The sequence below is a fragment of the Photorhabdus heterorhabditis genome, assembly GCF_001280945.1.
In the GTDB taxonomy this organism is placed as follows: Bacteria; Pseudomonadota; Gammaproteobacteria; order Enterobacterales; family Enterobacteriaceae; genus Photorhabdus; species Photorhabdus heterorhabditis.
This window is the reverse complement of sequence record NZ_LJCS01000018.1, coordinates 22,081-44,663: the sequence shown is the minus strand read 5'-3', so window position 1 is coordinate 44,663 and position 22,583 is coordinate 22,081. Positions and strand designations below refer to the sequence as shown.

General features: G+C 46.9%; 15 protein-coding genes. 3 read left to right on the top strand and 12 right to left on the bottom strand.

Annotation, left to right across the window (positions count from 1 at the left end; all coding sequences use genetic code 11):
- Positions 1-34: 34 nt before the first annotated feature.
- Complete coding sequence (gene malK, locus AM629_RS08670) at positions 35-1,144, bottom strand: maltose/maltodextrin ABC transporter ATP-binding protein MalK (RefSeq protein WP_054478063.1); 1,110 nt, start codon at positions 1,142-1,144, stop codon at positions 35-37.
- Positions 1,145-1,527: 383 nt separating this feature from the next.
- Here malK and malE point away from each other — a divergent pair, with 383 nt between their 5' ends.
- The 3 genes from malE (at position 1,528) to malG (ending at position 5,320) form a co-directional block, all read left to right on the top strand.
- Positions 1,528-2,727, top strand: coding sequence for a maltose/maltodextrin ABC transporter substrate-binding protein MalE (malE, locus tag AM629_RS08665; protein WP_054478062.1), 1,200 nt, complete (start codon positions 1,528-1,530; stop codon positions 2,725-2,727).
- Positions 2,728-2,860: 133 nt separating this feature from the next.
- Entirely contained in the window at positions 2,861-4,417 is a 1,557-nt protein-coding gene (malF, locus tag AM629_RS08660; RefSeq protein ID WP_054478061.1) for a maltose ABC transporter permease MalF, read from the top strand.
- Positions 4,418-4,429: 12 nt separating this feature from the next.
- Positions 4,430-5,320 carry a maltose ABC transporter permease MalG gene (malG, locus tag AM629_RS08655; protein WP_054478060.1) on the top strand — a complete coding sequence of 297 codons (891 nt, stop codon included), beginning with the start codon at positions 4,430-4,432 and terminating at the stop codon, positions 5,318-5,320.
- A gap of 66 nt (positions 5,321-5,386) precedes the next feature.
- Here malG and AM629_RS08650 read toward each other — a convergent pair whose 3' ends face one another.
- From AM629_RS08650 to AM629_RS08595, 11 genes are all read right to left on the bottom strand, one after another.
- Positions 5,387-7,402, bottom strand: coding sequence for an LTA synthase family protein (locus AM629_RS08650; protein ID WP_054478058.1), 2,016 nt, complete (start codon positions 7,400-7,402; stop codon positions 5,387-5,389).
- A gap of 350 nt (positions 7,403-7,752) precedes the next feature.
- Positions 7,753-8,520, bottom strand: coding sequence for a Fe(3+) dicitrate ABC transporter ATP-binding protein FecE (gene fecE / locus AM629_RS08645; RefSeq protein ID WP_054478055.1), 768 nt, complete (start codon positions 8,518-8,520; stop codon positions 7,753-7,755).
- A complete protein-coding gene (gene fecD, locus AM629_RS08640; RefSeq protein WP_054478052.1) occupies positions 8,521-9,477 on the bottom strand; it encodes a Fe(3+) dicitrate ABC transporter permease subunit FecD in 957 nt (318 codons plus the stop codon).
- Complete coding sequence (fecC, locus tag AM629_RS08635; protein ID WP_054478050.1) at positions 9,474-10,472, bottom strand: iron-dicitrate ABC transporter permease FecC; 999 nt, start codon at positions 10,470-10,472, stop codon at positions 9,474-9,476. The genes fecD and fecC overlap by 4 nt, the downstream gene beginning before the upstream one ends.
- Entirely contained in the window at positions 10,469-11,377 is a 909-nt protein-coding gene (locus AM629_RS08630) for a Fe(3+) dicitrate ABC transporter substrate-binding protein FecB (protein ID WP_054478048.1), read from the bottom strand. The genes fecC and AM629_RS08630 overlap by 4 nt, the downstream gene beginning before the upstream one ends.
- A 60-nt stretch (positions 11,378-11,437) precedes the next feature.
- Positions 11,438-13,798: a TonB-dependent Fe(3+) dicitrate receptor FecA gene (gene fecA, locus AM629_RS08625; RefSeq protein ID WP_054478046.1), complete on the bottom strand. Its 2,361-nt coding sequence runs from the start codon at positions 13,796-13,798 to the stop codon at positions 11,438-11,440.
- Positions 13,799-13,898: 100 nt separating this feature from the next.
- A complete protein-coding gene (gene fecR, locus AM629_RS08620; protein ID WP_054478102.1) occupies positions 13,899-14,849 on the bottom strand; it encodes a ferric citrate uptake sigma factor regulator FecR in 951 nt (316 codons plus the stop codon).
- Between the two features lies 1 nt (position 14,850).
- The gene (gene fecI / locus AM629_RS08615) at positions 14,851-15,372 is read right to left on the bottom strand and encodes a ferric citrate uptake sigma factor FecI (RefSeq protein WP_054478044.1); all 522 of its coding nucleotides are present in this window, start codon (positions 15,370-15,372) and stop codon (positions 14,851-14,853) included.
- A 608-nt stretch (positions 15,373-15,980) separates the two neighbouring features.
- A complete protein-coding gene (locus AM629_RS08605) occupies positions 15,981-17,114 on the bottom strand; it encodes a restriction endonuclease subunit S (protein WP_054478040.1) in 1,134 nt (377 codons plus the stop codon).
- A complete protein-coding gene (locus AM629_RS08600) occupies positions 17,105-18,745 on the bottom strand; it encodes a type I restriction-modification system subunit M (protein ID WP_054478036.1) in 1,641 nt (546 codons plus the stop codon). Before AM629_RS08600 ends, AM629_RS08605 begins: the two co-directional genes overlap by 10 nt.
- A gap of 62 nt (positions 18,746-18,807) precedes the next feature.
- Positions 18,808-22,221, bottom strand: a complete 3,414-nt coding sequence (locus AM629_RS08595; RefSeq protein ID WP_054478034.1) for a DEAD/DEAH box helicase family protein — start codon at positions 22,219-22,221, stop codon at positions 18,808-18,810.
- Between the last annotated feature and the right edge of the window lie 362 nt (positions 22,222-22,583).

The following is a 22,583-nucleotide window of genomic DNA, read 5'->3' as shown; positions in this document are numbered from 1 at the left end:
TTATTCTCCTGTCGTTTTTTTAATTGGCTCAGGCTCAAACACCGGGTTCTTTATGCAAACGCTGACATGCTGTTCCGTCTTCCCGGAATAAATGGCAGCGGTGGGGTGGCAATCCGATGGTGAAGGTCGATCCTTCTTTCACGAGCACAACATCAGTCTGGCGATAAACCAGATTCTGATGAATGGCTGGGATTTCAATGTGAACTTGGGTTTCATTCCCTAACTGCTCGACAACTTGTACTATGCCTTCCAGCGTGACATCGGCGATATCACTTGGCAGAAGGTGTTCAGGGCGTATTCCCAGAGAGACATTGCTGCCTACTTTCACCCCCCGGCTTTCTACGGGCAGCCAGATTTGCTGGCGATTCGGCAAAGTAATCTGCACCTGATCAATAGCGGTAGCCGTGACTTTGACTGGCAGGAAATTCATTTTGGGTGAACCAATAAAGCTGGCAACAAAGCGATTAACCGGGTAATGGTAAAGTTCAAGCGGTTTGCCGATCTGGGCAACATCTCCGCCATCCAGTACCACGATTCTGTCGGCCAGCGTCATGGCTTCAACCTGATCGTGGGTGACATAAATCATCGTGCGTTGCAATCGTTTGTGCAGGCGTGAGATTTCAATACGCATTTGGACACGCAGTGCAGCGTCGAGGTTGGAAAGAGGTTCATCCAATAGAAAAACACTTGGCTCAGCAACCAGAGTACGGCCAATAGCAACACGTTGACGTTGCCCACCTGATAAGGCTTTAGGACGGCGATTAAGCAGATGAGCGAGTTGCAACATCTCTGCAATTTGCTTTACGCGTTGCTGAATATCACTTTTTTTGGCGCCAGCCAGCTTCATACCGAACGACATATTGTCGGCAACAGACAGGTGGGGATACAGTGCATAAGACTGAAAAACCATCCCAACGCCACGCTTGGCGGGTGGAACATCGTTCATTCGTGTGTTATTGAACAACAAATCACCGGAAGTCACATCTTCCAGACCCGCAATCATTCTTAATATTGTTGATTTTCCACATCCTGATGGGCCGACAAAAACGACGAATTCTCCTTCCTGTATCTCAAGGTTGATGTTCTTGGAAATAATAGTTTCACCATAAGCCTTTGATACATTATGTAATGTGACGCTCGACATATGCTCCCCCGGGCTATCACCGCAATCCGCGGTGAAAAACAATAGACCAGAGTGTGTGTAAGATAACGGGTGAGTGAATCCTCCATACCTAAGTTTTTTATGGGGGAGGAGTTAGGAGGATGAGATAAGTGTTGCTGAGGTGGTTAGGTATGAGCTGCGGGATAAAGTGTGATCTTTACTACAAAAAAAGATGCCTCTTTTTGTGGTCAACAACACGGTTCCGCTGTTTTTGGAATACAGATCACACCCATCTCAGTTGGGGCGTAGAACGGGGGAGGATGAGTCTTTCTATTGTTGGCTGCACACTAACCCCTCACTCTCCGCTAATGTAACAAAACAGTTCACCCTGAACCTATTCAAACTATAAAGTAAAGGATGGAATGATGACAAAAAGAACCTTGAAAGTAGGCGTTCATACTCTGGCGCTTTCTGCCTTAGCCACACTCGTGTTGTCTGCCTCTGCTTTTGCAAAAATAGAGGAAGGTAAGTTGGTTATCTGGATCAATGGCGATAAAGGCTACAATGGTCTGGCGCAAGTCGGTGAGAAATTTGAAAAAGATACGGGCGTCAATGTTACTGTTGAACATCCAGACAAGCTTGCAGAGAAATATTCGCAGGTTGCAGCAACCGGTGATGGTCCAGATATTATTTTCTGGGCACATGATCGCTTTGGTGGTTACGCACAGTCTGGTTTGGTGGCAGAAATCACTCCGGATCAGAACTTCAAAGATAAACTATTCCCGTTCACTTGGGATGCTGTGAGCCACGACGGTAAATTGGTTGGTTATCCTATCGCGGTTGAAGCCCTCTCTCTTATCTACAATAAAGACTTGGTGAAGACACCACCAAAAACTTGGGAAGAGATCCCAGCTCTGGATAAGGAACTCAAGAGCAACGGCAAAAGTGCCATTATGTTTAATCTGCAAGAACCATATTTCTCTTGGCCGCTTATTGCTGCTGATGGGGGATATGCTTTCAAGATGGAAAACGGCTCATATAATGTGAAGAACGTCGGGGTTAATAAGGCGGGTTCCAAAGCAGGGCTGAATTTCATGTTAGATTTAGTGAAGAATAAGTCTCTGAACGCAGATACCGATTATTCTATTGCTGAAGCCGCATTTAACAAAGGTGAAACGGCTATGACCATTAACGGTCCGTGGACATGGTCTAACATCGACAAGAGCAAGATAAATTATGGTGTCGCGTTGTTGCCGACTTTCAATGGTCAACCGTCTAAACCGTTTGTCGGTGTATTGACGGCAGGTATCAACGCCGCTAGCCCGAATAAAGAGCTGGCGAAGGAGTTCCTGGAAAATTATTTGCTGACTAACGACGGTCTGGAGATGGTGAATAAGGATAAACCGTTAGGGGCTGTGGCACTGAAATCCTATCACGATATTCTGGCTAAAGACCCACGCATTTCTGCCACGATGGAAAATGCTAAAAATGGTGAAATCATGCCGAACATCTCACAAATGAGCAGTTTTTGGTATGCCATGCGCAATGCCGTTGTGAATGTATTAACTGGACGCCAGACTGTTGATGCCGCATTAAGTGATGCGGAAGCCCGTATAACTAAGTAACTTGGTAACTTGTGAGTGCTCTTCTTTTTTTGAAGGCACCCTCTTTCCTGCAACCAGTAAGGATGCCTGCTTGCAGGAAGCTTGATTAAGCTATCCGCAAAGTTGTTATGTCGTAGTAAAAAGGAAGAGCATTATGTCAGCGACGCTCGAAAAAACATCATGGTGGCAGCATTCTGCTCTGAAATGGTTTGTAGTGAGCTTGTGTATACTCTTTACCGGTTATTTGGTGGTATTGATGTACTCACAGGGAGAATATCTATTCGCAATCCTGACACTCGTATTGTTAGGAACGGGTATTTACGTTTTCTCCAACCGCAATACTTATGCCTGGCGCTATACCTATCCGGGTATAGCAGGAATAGGATTGTTTATACTATTTCCGCTTATTTGCACTATTGCCATTGCCTTTACCAACTACAGTGGTACCAATCAACTGACTTTTGAACGTGCACAATCTGTCCTGATGAGCCGTCAGTATCAGTCAGGGCAAACATTTACTTTTAAGCTCTATCCAAAATCAGAGCTGTGGGTTTTGGCACTGAACGTGCCAGACCAAACTAAGCAACTGGTGTCTGAGCCGTTTGCGTTGTCAGCAACGGAAGAGATTACATTGCATGTGTATGAGCAGGACAATATTCAGGACAGTGAAGCGGCGACATTGCGCATTATCACCCAGAATCGACAGGTACTGAACCGGCTAGTGGTTGTTTTGCCAGATGGTAATCAGCTTAGAATGAGTTCGTTACGTCAGTTCTCTGGTGTACACCCTCAATACTCCCTTGGGGAAGATGGTGAGGCTCTTACCGACAATCAAACAGGTACGCTTTATCGCCCCAACATGGATACGGGTTTCTATCAGTCTGTTGATGCAAAGGGAAAATGGGGAAATGAAACTTTAACGCCAGGATTTACTATTTCCATCGGTTGGAAAAATTTCCTGCGTGTGATACAGGATGACGGGATTCAGAAGCCGTTCCTTGCCATTTTTGTTTGGACAGTTGTCTTTTCTCTGTTCACTGTCGTGCTTACGGTTGCTATTGGCATGATTCTGGCTTGTGTTGTGCAGTGGGAAGCACTGAAAGGTCGTGCTATTTATCGCATACTGTTGATTTTGCCTTATGCCGTGCCATCGTTTATTTCTATTTTGATCTTCAAGGGGTTATTTAACCAGAGTTTTGGCGAGATCAATCTGTTACTTAGTGGCCTATTCGGCATTAAGCCTGCCTGGTTCGCCGATCCGACGATGGCGCGAACCATGTTAATTGTGGTGAATACTTGGTTGGGATATCCCTACATGATGATTCTCTGCATGGGGTTATTGAAAGCAATACCTAGCGATCTCTATGAGGCATCGGCGATAGATGGAGCAAGTCCATTTCAGAACTTTTTAAAGATTACTTTTCCGTTGTTGATTAAACCGTTGACGCCGCTGATGATTGCCAGTTTTGCTTTTAACTTCAACAACTTTGTTCTGATTCAGTTGCTAACTCTTGGCGGGCCAGATCGTATTGGCACCACGGCGCCAGCAGGCTATACCGATTTACTCGTGAGTTACACTTATCGTATTGCTTTTGACGGTAGTAGTGGTCAGGATTTTGGCTTGGCTGCGGCGATTGCTACAGTTATCTTTTTGCTGGTTGGTGCATTGGCGATTATTAACCTGAAAGCCACCCGTATTAAATTTGACTAAGGAGGGAATGAAATGGCAATGGTTCAACCCAAATCACAGAAATGGCGTTTGTTAGCGACACATTTGTTGATGTTAACCTTTATTGCCATGATCTTATTCCCGTTGCTGATGGTTATTACTATCTCCCTGCGGCCGGGGAACTTTGCTACGGGCAGTTTGATCCCGGAAAGTATCTCTTGGGAACATTGGAAATTGGCACTTGGCTACAGTGTGGTATCACCGGATGGCCGTGTTACACCGCCCCCTTTCCCGGTTATGCTATGGCTCTGGAACTCTGTTAAGGTGGCCTTTATTACCGCGGTAGGTATCGTTACCTTATCAACGACCTGTGCCTATGCCTTTGCCCGTATGCGTTTTCGCGGTAAAAGTACTTTGCTGAAAGGCATGTTAATTTTTCAGATGTTCCCGGCTGTACTTTCCTTGGTGGCGTTATATGCCTTGTTTGACCGATTGGGGGAGTATATACCGTTTATCGGCCTTAATACCCACGGTGGTGTGATCTTTGCTTACCTGGGCGGCATTGCGTTGCATGTCTGGACGATTAAAGGTTATTTCGAAACCATCGATGGCTCCTTGGAAGAGGCTGCCGCGCTTGATGGCGCGACACCGTGGCAAGCTTTCCGTATGGTGCTGCTACCGCTTTCGGTACCGATTCTGGCTGTAGTGTTCATTCTTTCCTTCATTGGTGTGATTACAGAAGTGCCTGTTGCTTCGCTGCTTCTCAGAGATGTGAACAGTTACACTTTGGCTGTGGGGATGCAGCAATACCTTAACCCACAGAACTATCTTTGGGGAGATTTTGCCGCCGCTGCTGTGCTCTCGGCACTCCCGATTACCCTCGTTTTCTTGGTTGCTCAGCGCTGGTTGGTCAGTGGTTTGACCGCTGGGGGAGTAAAAGGCTGATTGTGACACTTATCAGGGTGAATCCCTTTAATCTCAATCGATTAAAGGGATTCACGGAAGTATCAATTATTGCTGGTGGTGAACTTGACGATTCAATTGCCATGACAATAGATCGGTAAATGCCCGCCAGCGACGGAATTGTTTGGTCTGCTCGGTTGTCATTGTCTGTGGTTCACCTAACAATAATCCTTTCTGGTTTGCCCACGGTCGAAACTCACCTTTGCCAATCATGATGTAACCGCCTTGCGGTGTAATAATCACTTCCGGGTTATATCCCTGGCACCAGATAGGGTCCAGATGTTCAGCCAGTAAATTACAGCCGGTACGATAATAAGCAGTATTTGATAAGCTTAAATGATAGAGAGTGGGCCAGACATCTTTATGGCTGCCCACTCTGGACGCATCAAAAATCGTATTCTGGCGATAAGCGGATGGTACGTAGAGATAAAATGGTACACCGTGGCCGATTGCCAGTTCATGAGCATCTGGATAGCCGATACCTCGTATATTATGGTCACCGGTTGCGGCAATGATGGTATGGGTAGCAAGTGACTGAGATTTGACCCAACTGATAAACTGCCCTAATTGATCGTTGGCATAACGCAGAGTATGGAAAACCTCCTGTAGCTCATCACCACTAGCTAGATGATTTAAGCGCTGCTTCTCTATATCGTTCAGCGTAATATCTGTTTTCTTATAGCCTTCTGGTGACTTATACGGTGGGTGATGGGTCGTAGACAATGACATAATCAGAACATGTTCCCGGTTCTTTTCTGCCTGAGTTAAACGCTCTTCAATATAACGGAACATAAACTCATCAGGTATACCCCAGGTATCGAATTTGGCTTCTGGGTAGCGTTTTTTCAGTCCATTCTGATCCATAAATTCACTGACGCCTAGATTTGGCAGGAACTGATTCAAATTACGCCATGCGCCGTTACCTGATGTAACGAAAATGATTTTATAACCGTTTGCCAGATAGGGCTTAAACATATTACTGGTGAAGTCGATATTTTGGGCTGCGGACTGACTAATTGCACTGTTCGGGCTGCGGATAAAGAAACGGCTTAAACTGTCAATGGTGCCATCTCCTTCGGAAACGAAACGTTCAAAACGCCAGTCATTTTGCCAGTGTTGGCGTAGGGTACCAAAAACATCAAGATCTGGACGATCGAGGCTTTGCAGGTGATAACCCATACTCTCCATGACGTTAAATATTACGTGAGGCGGATTTTTTTGAGCCGTGGGGTTATGGGTGGTTTTAGCCATAAACGGTGACAGGCTGGCGGGAGTTGGTTTATCCAGAAACTGGTTTAATAATCTATCACCTTGTTCATCGGTTGCTGCTGGGAAATAGCTGTTTTTGTAATGATCATTAAAGGCCCAGTTTAGAGCCATCGGGCCATTAGGTGTCAGCATGTTAAGCATTTTAACTTCTGAAACCTGTGTATTGGATTGACGTAATGGGAAGGTACCTATGGAGCCGCGCATCCCAACGAAGCAGATAGCTAGAATAGCCAGCGTCGCTATAACAGAAGTTGGCAGATTGGTTTTGCGCTCTATGCGTTGGATAAGGCAGCGTTGCCAGAGGAAACAGAGCCAGAAAACGATAACTGCGAACAGAGCTAAGCAAAGCAAGCCACGGATGATAGGGTAGTCATTCCACAAGGTATGTAGTACGGCTGTCGTATCATCTTCTACCAAGCCGAAAACAAAAATATCGATCGACCGTTCATAAGTGGCATAGTAATAAACATTGCCTACAGTTAAAGCCCCAACCAATGTATTTAATACGGTTGCTAGCCATGGCCAAAAACGCTGCCATATGCTGAAGCTACTTTTATTAATCGCCAATAAACTGGCAATTAGCAGACAGGGAACGAACAGCAGACTGGCAATACGGATATCAAACAACCCGCCAATCCAGAACATTCTTTCTACATCCAGAAAGGAATCTGCAAGGAATTGATGACTGCCATAAGTGAAGAGAAGGTAGATTCTTCCTGCCATTTGTGTTGTTACAGTTAACAACCAGGGCAGTAAAAGCGCGATAAAAGCCTGTTTAAATCTGCAAAACCACATAGTGCCTTCTTAATAATAGATTGGTAAGAATAATTTGATATTTTGTTGATAAAAGGGGCTGCTTGGAAAACGGAAAATATTCCACGTTAAGCTTGTTTTTTATACAGATTGATATTATCTAATATGATTACCGATTTTATCTATTTCGTTCCATTCCATCAGAGTGAGTCTCAAATCTGCCGCCCCCAGATAATTAAATCTATTCTAATATGTTATTTTATCCGATGCGCCGTAAAACCCCGTCCTTTGGAGGATGTCAATGAGGACAGCACCTTCCATCCTATGGTTGGAAGCCGGTGAAGTTAAGCTGTACCGGAAAAGAGAACCCACACGTTACATCAGATTTCCTCTTAACACACCACACACATTGGTTTACCTGAAACTGGCTCGGGATGAATTTCCGCTTTAATGCTGAATACCCGCTGTAATAATTCTGGTGTCATAACTTCTTCGGGGGAGCCATGAGCGATAACCTGCCCTTGTGAAAGTAGCACCAGGTGGTCACAGTACCGGCTGGCCTGATTGAGGTCATGCAGTACCGTCACGACGGTTTTTCCTTCGCTGTTCAGTTCACGTAGCAGCTTCATCAATTCCACCTGATGGTTGATGTCCAGGTACGTAGTGGGTTCGTCGAGTAGCACCACTGGCGTATCTTGGGCCAGAACCATTGCCAGAAAAGCACGTTGGCGCTGCCCGCCAGAAAGGTCAGTAATGCGTTTATCGGCAAGATGGCTAATCTGCGTTTTTTCCATTGCTTGTTGTACAAGGTGACGATCCTGATGAGCTAAACGCCCCCAGAACGTAAGCCAGGGGCTGCGTCCGTATGCAACCAGTTCACGGACAGCGATCCCTTCAGGTGTGAGAGGGTGTTGCGGCAAAAGCGCCAGATGTCTGGCGAGTTTGCGTGAGGAGAAGTGTGCCAAAGGTTCATTATTTATGGTTAACTTTCCAGATAATGGTGTTAATAGCCTTGAAAAGCATTTCAGTAATGTCGATTTTCCACAACCATTGGGGCCGAGTAGCGCTGTGATTTTCCCAGTTGGAAGGGTAAGCGACAGGTCATTCAGAATGCATTTCTCACCGTAGCCTGCGGATAACTTTTCTGTAGTCAGTTGCATTTAGCGCATCCTTACTAAAAGCCAGAAAAAATAAGGGGTGCCAATGATGGCGGTCAGTACGCCTGCGGGTAGCTCCATCGGTGGATCTATGGTTCTTGCCAGCAAATCGGCTAGCAGTAGAACCAGCGCCCCCGTAAGCATGGATGTTGGTATCAGCCATCGATGCCGCCCTCCCACAAGCCTGCGAGTGAGATGGGGTACCACGAGGCTGATAAAGCCAATCGGCCCGCAAACGGCGACGCCTGTTGCGGCAAGTGCTACTGCCAGCATTAGTCCCCAGGATTGTACGTGTAGGAGCGAAACGCCTAGTGTGCTGGCGCTGTCATCACCGAGTGCCAGTAAATCTAAATCGCGACAAAAGCGTAAGCTGAGTGGCATCAGTATCATCAATACCGGTAGAGCTATAGCTACAAACTGCCAGTCGCGTCCCCACAGACTGCCTGTCAGCCACAGAAGCGCGTTGTTGATATCCTGTGGACGTGAGAGCATCAGGTAGTCGGTGATGCTTGTCCAGGTAGCTGAAAGTGCCACGCCAACTAATGCAAGGCGCAGCGGCGAAGAAGGTCCGGCAATCGCCCGTAGTAGGATTAGTGCGGCCATTCCACCAACAAAAGCGAGTAGCGGAAGCCACTGCACTGGCAGAGAAGGGAAAAGGATCAGCGTGCTTACGGATGCCAGGCTTGCTGCATGATTTACTCCCAGTACATCGGGTGAGGCCAGTGGGTTACGAACAATACCTTGAACCAGAACGCCGGAAAGTGCCAGCGCAGCGCCTACAGTGATGGCCAGTAAAATACGCGGTAGGCGGTACTGCGTTAGCACAAAGTGGTGTTTGTTACTGGGTTGCCAGCCGTTTATTAGTGCTTCCCAGGGAAGCGGTTGTGCACCCATGCGTAGCGCCAATACCAGTGTAATCACCAGCAATATCATCAAAAGTGAGATAACTTGACGATTCATGTTCGCCTCCTTGCCAACCAGACAAAGCAAGGAGCACCAATCAGAGCCAGCACTGCACCTGCTGGGAGTTCTCCGGGCCAAGCCAGTGCACGGGCCAGTAAATCCGCAAGTAACATAAATACCGCTCCCAGCAACATACACATTGGTAGTGTGCGGCGCAAATCGTAGCCAACCCAGAACCGCGCCAGATGTGGTATTAGCAGGCCAATAAATACGATCGGACCTGCAACGCTGACACAGGCCCCTACCAGAATCAGTACTGCCAGATTGACGAAGATACGCAGGTGCGTCAGGTTCACGCCAAGCGTATGGGCACTAATATCGCCAGCGTTGAGCAGGTTAAGCGATTTCGCCAACAACAAAACCACAGGCGCAGTGACCGCCACGAAAGGAAATAGTTGCCAGAATTCAGGCCAACGGACATGGGAGACTCCACCCGCCAGCCAGTAGAAAATGCCGTAAGCATGATCTTCGGCAAGCAGTAGCGTAATACGTGTCAGTGCCATACATAAGGCAGATAAGGCAATGCCCGCCAGAATCAGACGGTTACGATCGTGTTTTTGTTGCCAATTGCTACTTGCGGCCATCACCATCATCCAACTGATTCCACCGCCGCAGGCTGCCACTAGGGAAATGGAATATCCGGCCAGCTGTGTCGGACTGAAAGCGCTGACTAGCGCTATTGTCAGCGCAGCACCACTGTTAATTCCCAATAAGGAGGGTGAGGCTAGAGGATTATGGGTGAGCGTCTGGAGTAATGCACCGGCCAGTGCCAGAGCTGCGCCGAGCAAAATGGCAACCAGACTGCGTGGTAGCCGCAGATTAATAACCAGCGCTTCCGGCAGCGTCGGTGTATGACCGGGTACCAGCGCCTTGAGTGCACTGATAGCGGGAATGGGAATAGCGGAATAGCAAAACAGGCTTAGCCAAAATGCACTAAACAGTGCAACCAGCGGCAGTCCCCAAAGCCAGACCGGATGATGGCGGCGTCTCATGGTGTTTCATTAACCGGCTGATGATGGAAGATTTTTACCGCATCACTGCCAATGCGTTCAGCGGCAAATATCCCGCGCATACGTGCCCAAGTGTTACTATCTACCGCTGCTATCTGATGTTTGTGCTGTGCTGTCATCATCTGCCACAGCGTATCTTGTTGCCAGCGTTTCACGATGCTTTCCTGGCGATAGTGGGCCACGATAAGCCAGTCAGGATTGAGTGCCAGCAATTGTTCAAGGCTGAGAGAAACCATTGCCGCGTGGTTAACTGGAGTGGGAACTTTCAACCCTAATGCGGTTAAGACGCTGCCGGTATAGGTATCGCTGGAGTGCAGGTTAAATTGCTGTTCGCGTGAGGTGCCAAAAGCCACACTGACACCTTGTGGCAACTGACTGGCATAGCCTTTCATGCGTTCATGATGTTCTGTCAGTCGTTTCTGCATCTCGCTATCTTTCCCCATCACTTTGCCGATGATTGCGGCTGATTGCAGGTTTTCTTCATAGGTTTCGTTGCGGGACTTCAGCAGCAGCACCGGGGCGATACCCTTGAGTGCCCGATAAATCCCCGCGTGGCGTTGGCTGTCTGCAATGATGAGATCAGGCTTCAGTGCGCTGATGATTTCAAGGCTTGGCTGAGCGCGAGTGCCTGTTGATTGCCAAGGTTTAATACGTTGGCGAACATCTGCGAGGATGCGCTGTGGATCGTTGTCATCGGCAATACCCACCGGGCTGATATTGATGGCGGCCAGCGCATCAACAAACGACAGTTCCAGTACGACCACGCGCTGAGGAACGGTATTGAGGGTAAAACTGCCTTGTTCATCCTGTACCGTAACTGCAAAGACGCGTGTCAAGTTGGTGAAGAAAAGCAAAGCGATAAACATAACTCGAATCAGGGCAGACATAACTTAAACTCCAGAAATAGCAAAGCCGGGCAATGGCCCGGCGAAAGGATTAACGTAGCGTCAGAACTTCAGTGAACCCTGCATATAGAGCGTGCGCGGTTGCCCGGCGTAGATGCCTTTATTGTTATCGTCATAGGAACGGGTGTAGTACTCGTGGTCGAAAATGTTTTTCACCCCAAAGGCCAGAGTCAGGTTAGCCACCTGTGGGCCGAAGTCATATGCCATGCGCGCATCCCACAACATAAAGCCAGGAATGCGACCGTTGCTGCCATTGGCGCTTTCTTTTATGGTATTAGCGTTATCAGCAAACTGGCTAGACTGGAATTCGCTGTTGAGGTTGAAGGTCCAGTTGCCAGGTTTGTAATCCATACCAAATGTACCTTTATGTTTCGGTGAGAACGGCACTTGATTCCCGTAGGTATTGCCTTGTTCACGAATTTCCGCGTTCACATACGTGTAGTTGGCGTAAACCGAAACGTTCTCCAGTTTGGGCGTAAGCTCGGAAAGATCGTAACGAGCCTGAGTTTCCAGCCCGGTGTGTCGGGTTTTTCCACGTGCCGTAACAGTATCGTTAGTCTGGTTGGAGTCGTACTGATTGTTGAAGTTAATCAGGAACAGTCCCATTTCCGCAGTCAGAGCGCCGTCGTCGTAGCGGGTTCCGACTTCCCAGGTTCGCGCTTTTTCCGGTTCTACATTGCCACTTTTCACCGCCTTGCCAATTTGGCTGTACTGTACGGTACCGAACGAGCCTTCCGTATTGGCATAAAGATTCCAGCTGCCAGTAACGTGATAAAGAACATTGAGTGCAGGCAGCGGCGCATTGTAGCTTACTTCCTGGCGGGTACCTTTCAGGTTGTTGTTTTGGATGGATTTGATATGTTCGAATCGTATCCCTGGCGTAATAGTCCAATTGCCGATATCAATGCGGTCGTCAATGTACCAGGCATGTGCCTCGGTGCTGGAGCGGGTATTACGATCATAAGGACTCGACGTGCTGGGTAATTCGCCGCTGCTAGTGGCAGTGTAATAACGCATTTCGTGACTGGCTTCATTCACGTAACGGTAGCCAATCCCAACCTCATGGGCTGAAGGACCTAAATTGAAGAGCTGGCTATAGCGCGGCTCAATGCTGCGTACCCAGTATTCGCGTGGGGAAAGGGTAATGCGCTTGCCCTGTTCAAGATAACCGCTGCGTAAGGTATGGGTATATAAGCTTTGAATATTGAATTTGTGCTGTTGGTCGGGCTGATACTGATAGCTGAGGCTGGCGAGCTGACGGCGGCCCCAGAAGCGATCATATGGGCGAGTGGATTGCCAGCGGTTGGCATCGTAATCAGCGCGTGAAAGGCCACCGGGCATATCAGCTCTACCATCGTAATATTGCAGTAAGCTGTTGAAGGTATGCACTTCATTGGGGGCATAGCGGCTTTTGAGCATCACATCGTCAATGTGCGTGGCGCTGTGCTCACGCCAGTCACTGCCGCGAGTGCCGGAGTAGAGAAGTGCCGTGCCGAAACCGTTATCTGCTGTACCGCCAATCATCAAATTATGGGTTTCTTTCGGATTATTTTGTGAAGATGTGGGGCTAAGTTGGCCTTCCACACTTGCATCAATACCAAAATCCTGTGGGATAGCGCGGGTCACGAAATTCACCACCCCACCCACGCTTTGTGGTCCGTAGCGCACAGCGCCACCGCCGCGTACCACGTCTACGGCGTCCATATTGCCGAGAGATACTGGAGCCAACGACAGCTGTGGCTGGCCGTAAGGTGCGAAGGGTACAGGAACGCCATCCATCAGAACTGTAGAGCGGCTGGCAAGACGTGGGTTCAGGCCACGAATGCCGAAGTTCAGTGCCAGGTCGTGGCTACCGGTACCGTTGTTTTCTGGTGCGCTGACGCCCGGCATACGGTTCAGCACTTCACGCATTGTTGTTGCGCCTGTTTTAGCAAAATCTTCACGGCGGATGACATCACGTGCACCTGCATGTTCAAACACGTCAGTTTCACGCGCACTGCCTAACCAATCGCCTACCACGGTCAGCAAGTCTTTCTGTGGAACAGGGGCAGATTCGAGCGTGAACGTGTTATCACCCAACGTTTTCACCTGCAAATCAGTACCGACCAACAAGGTGTTCAGCCCATTGGTGATGGAGTAATTGCCGTGTAGGCCATTACTTTGTTTACCACGCGTTAAACTGGCATCTACCGAAAGAGTGATACCTGCGCGGGTGGAATACTGATTGAGAACTTTATCTAGTTCGCCTGCATTAATGTCATAGTGTGCGCTAGCGGGTTCCACCGCAGCATACGTGATCCCTGAGGTTAGGCAAGCCACTGGTAACAGGCTCAAACGAATCGCCATTACCAGCGGTGTTGCTTTGTGAAGCGCGCGCAGTGGCCGTGCACGTAAAGGCATCATAACGTCTCCATAATCATTTTGTTGCTGTATCTACTTACTAAGTCGAATGAGGAGGTAAAAAGGGACAATTGAAAATGATTATTTTTTACGTTAACGCTTTTTAAGCGGGTAGAACATTCACCCAATAACGGGTAATGTATTGAATCTTAACAGGAAGCGTTTTTTCTATGACAGTTAATACCGTATCGGTATTTTTTATCGGGAAAGTGCCGCTTAACCGTAGTGAGGCGACAGTTGGGTCGCAGCGCAATACGCCGTTACGATAGCGGGCGAGGGTCATTATCACTTCACTCAGTGGTTTATCACTGAAGCTTAGCATCCCCTGCGTCCATGCGTTATCTGCGGTGATTGCTGTTGTCAGTTTGCCAAAATCGGTGGCGCTGAATTTTAGGCTTTCACCTTGACGCACAATATGCTTACGGTCAGCACCGGTTAGTCTCACCTCTACGGCATGTTGCTGCACGCTGAGTAACGTGGTGTTGCTTTCCTGACAAACCGTAAATTTGGTACCCAGTGCGGTCAGTTGTGCATGGCGAGTTTGTACACGTAACAGCCTTGCTTCGATATCGTGCCCGGTGGTGACAGCAATTTCACCATACCAGAGATGAACCAGACGTTGCAGAGGGTCAAAACGAACATCTACTGCACTGTCGGTATTGAGTGTCAGCAGTGTGCCATCTCTCAGTCGATGATGCTGAATATCTCCTTTCGCAGTACGGTAATCGGCCCGCAGACCCTCTCCTGCTTCTGAACACCACAGTTGCCAGCTACCGCTAACCCCTAGTAGCAACAATATGCCTTTCATCGCCCTGCGACGTGACAGGTGTGTTTCTTGAAGTGCGCGGCTTGCCATATTGCCCGGCACCACTAGCATCTGGTTACGCAGATTTTCTACCTGTTGCCACGCCCACTGATTATCTTGATGCTGTTCGTACCAGCGTTGCCATTTTTCAGTTTGTAGCGGACTTACTTGATCGCTGCTCAGTACTGCATACCAATGTGATGCCGATTTTAAAGCCTGACGACGAGAATGGGTCAACGTGGTGTTCATATCAGAGTTCATGCTCCAGGCGAAACAGCAGACAGTGCTCAGTGGCTTTGGCCATGTATTTTTTCACGGAACTGACGGACACATTGAGGCGTGCAGCAATGTCGCTGTAGGTCAGATTTTCGAGCTGAGACAGTAAAAATGCTTGACGCGTTTTGCTGCTCAGGCCATCGATCATCTGGTCGATTTGCTGGAGCGTCTCAAGCTGACACTGACGAATTTCCGGCGAGGGCATTAGCGCCTCGGACTGTTGCGCGAGCAGTTCCAGATAGGCTTTTTCCAGCGCGTTACGGCGAAACAGATCGATCATCACCCTTTTGGCGATAGTGCAGAGGAAAGATTTTGGGTCGCGAATTGTCTGTAGCGAATCGCTGGTTATCACACGCAGGAAGGTATCCTGTGCTACATCGTCGGCGTCAAAGGACGATTGCAGTTTGCGCGTGAGCCAGTTTTGCAGCCAGCCATGATGTGCGCCGTAAAACGATTCAATCGTCAGCTCCGCAGAAACAGCAATGTAGTTAGACATAGTTTCATAATATCAAAAGTAAATAATCACGGCATCATATTAATGTGAGAATGGTTATCATTACAATCTTTCTTGAAGTTTTTTATTTGGTGTTAATGTGACGTCGATTCGGGTAGTCGTGAGACTTATTCTCTGTTTCTCAAGATGTTGGAGTATAAACACTGTATTTGTCAGACTTTGGTATCTATGCGTATTACACCTAATTTGATCGCCGATTCCAATTATGTTAGGGACGTCAATAGTAGGGAGGGCCGGTATTTCAGCAAGAGATCTCCGCCTTTTTTCCTGCTCACAGGTACTAAGTAACTCTAGAATTTGCAGCATCTTTCAAATTCTGATCAGACAGTTTTACCCCTAGTTAAAAATGCTCGGTCTTTTATCGTATCGTAGGTTGTCACAGCCTTATCGTATCAGTTCAACATTGTTGATAAACATATATGCGCCATAGCTACGGCGCAGAGTGAGTATATGGTTGTTTTGCTACCTGGTTACGAATGGCGATACCGTTTTTGCTATAACCAGAAACTGCTCGGAGCATGGCGCTAGTTTGTGGATAGGTAGTAAACAGGAGAATAATGCTTTTACTAGGCTTTAAGATATCCCTATTATTAGAAATACTCATCACTTAATGCTTCAATGAGACTATTTTCATTAGTACTATCCATCTTCTCGACCATATTTTTTATTTTTTTCTTAATTATTCCGAACTTATTTTGCAACTCAATAGGTGGTATGGGAATAGATAAATTTTCTATTTGATCCTTTGTTAATGCTTCCCTGGTTGCGCCAGCAGATCTAGCTATAGACAGTAAGTACTGTTTAAAGCTAGGTGAAATAAATATGTGTAGTAAATAGTCATGATTTACTACTTCTGATCTAATTATAGAAACATGTTGGTTAACTCTAGCTGGCAAAATATTGTTATCAACAATCGTACAGCGGCAAACAGAGGCACCAGTAATATTTAAAAGTATATCATTCTTCTTAACTTCAACGTTTTTCAATGCGGAAGCTTGTGTGTCATTGATAAATACAAGATCTTTATGCAAAAACTTATTATCATGAATGTTTAAACTACGAATGAATGATATGCCGTTCTCAACATAAACGCTTTTCCCACCTTTTGGAGTGGCTCCGCTACCGATTTTAGTTGTTATATCTTTTAGTTTATATTTATTCCAATGGTTAGGGTTTGTCACTGGATCACCAAACATCTCCAAAAACGTAGCTCGCAAGAAATCATCGGCCAGTTTAATTGCTTGTTCTCGCTTGCGGCGGATGCTGTCAGCTTTATCGAGGATGGCAGCAATGCGTTTTTGTTCGTCTAAAGGGAATAATTCTATTTCAAGTGATTCAATGTGAGAACGACTAATTTGCTTAAAAGTAGAGCCTGTGCCTTTCGAGGAAAGTAAACTTTTCCTAGTATTCAAATAGTGCCATAAGTATTTACTATCTAATTCTTTTTTTGGTCGTAAACCTGCAACTCCTCGTCCTAAACAATATTCTTTATCGCTCCAGTTTAGATCACCAATCGTTGCACGAATGCAAAGAATAATATCGCCAACTTTTGATATCTTAGAAGCCTCTGTTGTATATTTTTTTGGGTGGGGTGTTGTTTCACCAAAATCACCTGCGCCTGCAATAAGAGCATAACCAAGACCTTTTTCATTATAGGAAGATCCCGCAGGTGCTTGCCCCATTGTAATTTTACATACATCAGCCAGACGGCAAACTATACCCACAGCATCCCCTCCAACTCATCCAGCTCCGCCAGAATCTCTTTTTCCAGATCTTTTAACCGCTTGAGTATCACCTTCGGATCTTCATGCTCTTCCGCCTGATACACCACCTCTTTATAGCGGTTGATAGAGAGATCATATTTCTGTGCTGAGATCTCTGCCTTTGGCACTATAAACGCCGACTGAGTGCGATCCTGATAATTCACCGTTTCATCAATCCCCTGCGGATACTGCTGTTTTAGCAGAATAGTGAATTTCTCACCGATAAAGTTATCCACCGGCATACTTTTCAACTTACGGTAATGTTTCCAAGAGGCGAGCAAGTGCGGTAGATCGTTTTCTTTAGTTGGGTTACGTTTGTCATCCAGACTGTAACCATCGTTTCGCAGATCGTAGAACCATACGTCATCGGTCTGTCCGCCTTTGGTGAAAATCAGAATCGCTGTTGCCACACCAGCGTAGGGCTTAAACACCCCAGAAGGTAGATTGATTACCGCTTCAAGTTGGTTATCTTCCACTAGAATTTTACGCAGCGATTGGTGTGCCTTGCTGGAACCAAACAACACCCCTTGCGGCACAATGGTGGCGCTGCGACCACCCACTTTTAGCATTTGCAGGATACGCGCCAGGAATAATAGTTCGGTTTTCTTAGTTTTCACCAGTGCTGACAGCGTTGGATCGATATCTTCTTCGTCCAGCGAGCCGGTGAATGGCGGGTTTGCCAGAATCAGGTTAAAGGCGTTTTTACTGGACTGCGGGAAGTTTGCGCTGAAACTCTGACTCATCGTGTCCTGATAATGAATATCTGGCTCTTCTACGCCGTGCATAATCAGGTTCATCGCTGCAATACGCAGCATGGTGGTATCGAAGTCGTAGCCGTGAAACATGTTGTTATCAACATGATTACGCCACGGGGTAAGCAGATCACCAGTGAAGATTTTTTGCTCTTCCAATTCACCGCGCTCGTTTGTGCCAATCTCGCTATGTACCGATTCCAGAGAACTGTATTTTTCCAGCAGATATTCATAGCTGGTTGCCAGAAAACCCCCTGTACCACAGGCAGGATCACACACCGTTTCGCCACGCGCTGGGTTTGGCTCCATCATCTCGACCATTGCCCGGATGATATGACGTGGAGTGCGGAACTGGCCGTTAATCCCAGCGGTTGTCAGTTTACTGAGCAGATACTCGTATAGATCGCCTTTGGTGTCTCCACGATCTAGCGGTAGGTTTTTGATCACATCGACTGCTTTAGTCAACAAGGAAGGCTTAATAATCTCCAATCGGGCATCTTTCATAAAGTTGCTCAGTAACGTTGCCTGTTCTCCTTCCACTTGCCCTAACTGACGGAAATGCTGAAATACGCCATCGCGTACCACTTCCATCATTTCATCAGCACCCAGATTACTGTAATGACTAAAGCGAAATTCTTGTTGTACTGGTACAAAACGTGGTTTAAAGTCGATGCTGGTAATCTGTTTACGCTTTTCGTCTTTTTGTTCCTGAGTATCCAGCATTCGGGAATACATCAGGTAGGTAATTTGCTCGATAACGGTCAGCGGGTTGGTGATTCCACCTACCCAGAAATCTTCCCATAAATTATCGATTTTGCTTTTTAATTCACCAGTAATCATGTTGTTGCGTCTTATATCTTGTAAAAATAAAAAGCCCAGGGACTGGGCTTATCATGAGGGTATTATACCGCTGGAGTGCTGGTGACAACACCTAACTCTTCGACAATTTTTTGCAGGCGGGCAATTTGTGTCATATCCGGGAATATGCCTGTTACGCCTTCATTGTGAATATGGGTAAATGGCTGCTCGAAGAGTTGTTTCATCTCGATAGTTCCAAAGTCACGTATGTGATTTTTGAGCAAATCGAGAAAACGCAGTTGCTGGCTGTTCAGGCGATTATGGGAAGCAAACTGTGCGAAACGTGCTGTTACAGCTTTACCATCCATACCAATAATAGTACGCAACAGCTGATCCAGGCTGGCGGTGGCCTGCGGATAAAATTCCTTTAGTGCCCGAATGTCCACATTAGGATTCTGAATCAATACCAGTTTTGCCAATTCGTTCAGCTCTGTTTCTGTAACCGGCTCACCGTTACGTATTTTTTTTAGTACTGGGTTGTGCTGGAACAGAGGTTCCAGTGCCCCCTGCACCTGCTGACGGTAGAGTTTGAAGTCAATTGAACGAATATTAGTCTTGCGGGTTTCTGACTGAATCAGATTGATGTTTTCAGTAATATCCACGTTTAGCGTCCCGGAACGCGTCGTTACCTCTTTTTCCATTAGATGCATGATACCACGCAGGTGAATGCGTATATCTTCCAATTCTTCCAGACTAGCTTTTTTCCACCAGGTTAGCTCGCGTAACTGGTTAATTCGTTGTCCCTGTTGTTGCACTTGTACCAAATGTGGGGGCAAGCGTTCCAGTTTTTCCACGATTATTGGCCAGAGTACATCCAGTTCATCCGGGTTAGTATAACGGGCTGTTTGCGCTGCCAGGATATCCATGTCAAAACGCAAGGCTTCACTCTGACCTCGAACATCTACCCATTGCATTAGTGGAGCAAGGATGGTCAGCAAATCCTGCTGGGTTTTTGGCGAGAACTGCTGAAGCACTTTTTCGTTGCTGTACTGAACTTTTTGCTGCCATTTTTCCTGAACGGCAATAGATTTTTCGTCCAGCGCGTTAATTTGTTCCTGTAACTGTCGGGCCACTAGAATCACAGCTTGTTTATCAAACTTACGTTGTGCAGCGGCTCCCAGTGCGATCCAGGCTTCAAAGCGCTTTTGAGCAAGGGATTTAGTGGGGATGACTTCCGCTTCTTCGGTACGCAGTTCGTGATACTCAAAGTTGTCCCAGTGATCGAATATTCGGAATTTCTGCTTATCAAGTGATTTGCCGTTCTTGTCTTCACCGTACAAACCAAGGCACAGACGCGTACCACGACCAATCATCTGCCAGAATTTCACTTTTGATTTTACCGGTTTTGCAAAGACTAGATTCACAATCTCGGGTACATCGATACCAGTATCCAGCATATCTACAGAAATCGCGATTGTGAGCTCTTTGTTCGTGCTTTCATCCAGCCCTTTGAAGTCATCAATAAGTTGTTCTGCTCGGGGATCGTAGTTGTCGATGACTTGGCAGAACCGCCCGGCAAACTGCGGATACATACCATCGAACAATTTATTCAGGAGAATGGCATGGGTATGGTTACGGGCAAAAATGATCGTTTTACCCGGTAGTTGTCCGTCATGATCTTTGAGCCCATTTTCCATTAGATTACGCAAGATATGGCGGTTAGTATCTTTGTTGAAGATCGCTTCATCCAGCGCAGGACCTTCAAATTCCAGGATATTGGGATCGATGCCTTGATCTTCCAGTTCGCGGATTTGTGCGTCGCTGAGTTTTTCCCGCTTGATACCGTCACGAAGGAACTGTGTGGTATGAGTGACTACCTCGTAAGGTACTAGATTGTTGTCGGCAATAGCGTCTTCCAGACTGTAGTTAGCTGTGGGGATACGGCCTTCGCAGCCGAACAGGCCAAACGTAGTTTTACTTACCATATCAATGGGGGTTGCGGTCAGTCCCACTTGTAGCGCATCAAAATACTTAAAGAGATCGCCATAAACGTTATAGATAGAGCGATGGGACTCATCGGCGATGATCAGATCAAAATAACCCACATCGAAGCGGTCCATGATCTTGAGCATACCGGGGTAAGTGGCAATATAGATACGCGCATTCTGCATATCTTCTCTCTTTGATTTTCCTACTACGTACAATGGATCGTTGGTGAACTGTTTAAAGGCATTTCCGGCCTGCTTACGTAGCTCTTTACGGTCGCAAAGGAACAGTACGCGCTTTACCCAACGGGCATCAATCATTAGTTTGCTGAGAGCAATAGCAACACGAGTTTTCCCGGTACCGGTGGCCTGTACGATTAATGCTTGACGGTATTTATTGGTGAAACGCTCGCTAACGCGAGCGATAGTTTCAAGCTGATATAAACGTCCGGCAACCAGTTGACCATTACTGTCTTTAACATGTGGGACGGTATTTAATGGCAGGCGCGTTTCACGCTGCTGAATCAGATATTGCAGGCTTTCTTTACTGTAGAAGCCGAATATCCGGCGTGGTGGATAGCCCTGAGTTTTATGGTCATCCCACAGCCAGATGTCGTATCCGTTGGTATAAAAGATAACTGGGCGTTGACCATACTCTTTTTCCAGCCAGTCAGCATAGAGTCTTGCCTGAATACGTCCTTGTTCCGCATTGACACTGGTCTTCTTGGCTTCAATTACCGCAAGTGGTTTGTGGGTATCATCCCAGAGTACGTAATCAGCGTAACCCTCACCACTTGTTGTCGGTTGTTCCTTAACAGGATGTTCCTGAGTGACTTGGTCTGTGTTTTGTAATTCAGTGCCGACATGCCAATCTGCTGATATCAGGCGGGAATCAATCAGGCGGCGTCGGGTTTCCGCTTCGTCGATTGCAAGAATATCGGCAACCTGCTGGTTACGTGCTTTGGCTTCATTCAGACGTTGAGTAAGTAGCTCCGCTTTTTCCTGCTCCTGCTGCAAAGCACGTTGTAACGCCAGTTCACGCTCACGGCTTTCATCCTGTGCTTTTAGTGCCTCTTCAAGACGCTTTTTATCTGCGGTGTTAGATGAAGAGGATAGGGGAGGGAGCGTGAATTTAGGGCAGTCGTCTACATTGCCATGTCCGTAACGAACGTAAAGCCAGACGCCTAACAGAAACGCTTCTTTCAGCAACCAGTAAGTATCTTTGGCTTTGATTCGCCCACCATGTGCAGCCCGGTTACCATGAATACGTAATGCGTCCATCTTCATGATAATGACTTCTGGCATCATGCTGGTGAACACATCGGCGTTCATCAGATCGTATAGGTTAGCTTTGAAACCTTCCGGCAAACGTTCTTGACGGTACAACCAGCGCACTATCAGTTCATCAAAGTTACGTAACTTAACCAAGCAGCTTTCCTGGTCAGAATGAACATAACGTTCTGCCATACGTGCTAGCTCAGCAAGCTCCGGCCACTGGCTACGCAGCATTTCAAAGTTGAGAGACTGCTCCATAAAATCGTTGCCTTATTCAATGGATACAACAGGAAATTTGTGCAGCATATCACATGCCTTATTATAAAAGTGTGAGTACTATGATGAATATTAATAGTAATTCGGTAAGCGATGTATATTGTCCCTTATGGGGTATAAGGAGAATAAGAGTAATTAGCTCGTAATAAATTAACCAGAGAAATTATTGAGGGTGAAAAGTGATGGGCCATTCCACGTCAGGCCAGTATTCTCAGTATGTAAGGTCCCTAGAATTGATAAATGTGTAGAAGAGAATCATTACAGGTTTGCTGTCATAATCGGTATTCTGGTGGTGTACATCATGCAGTACACCACCTTTTTGTACACAATTAGCTTTGACGCCG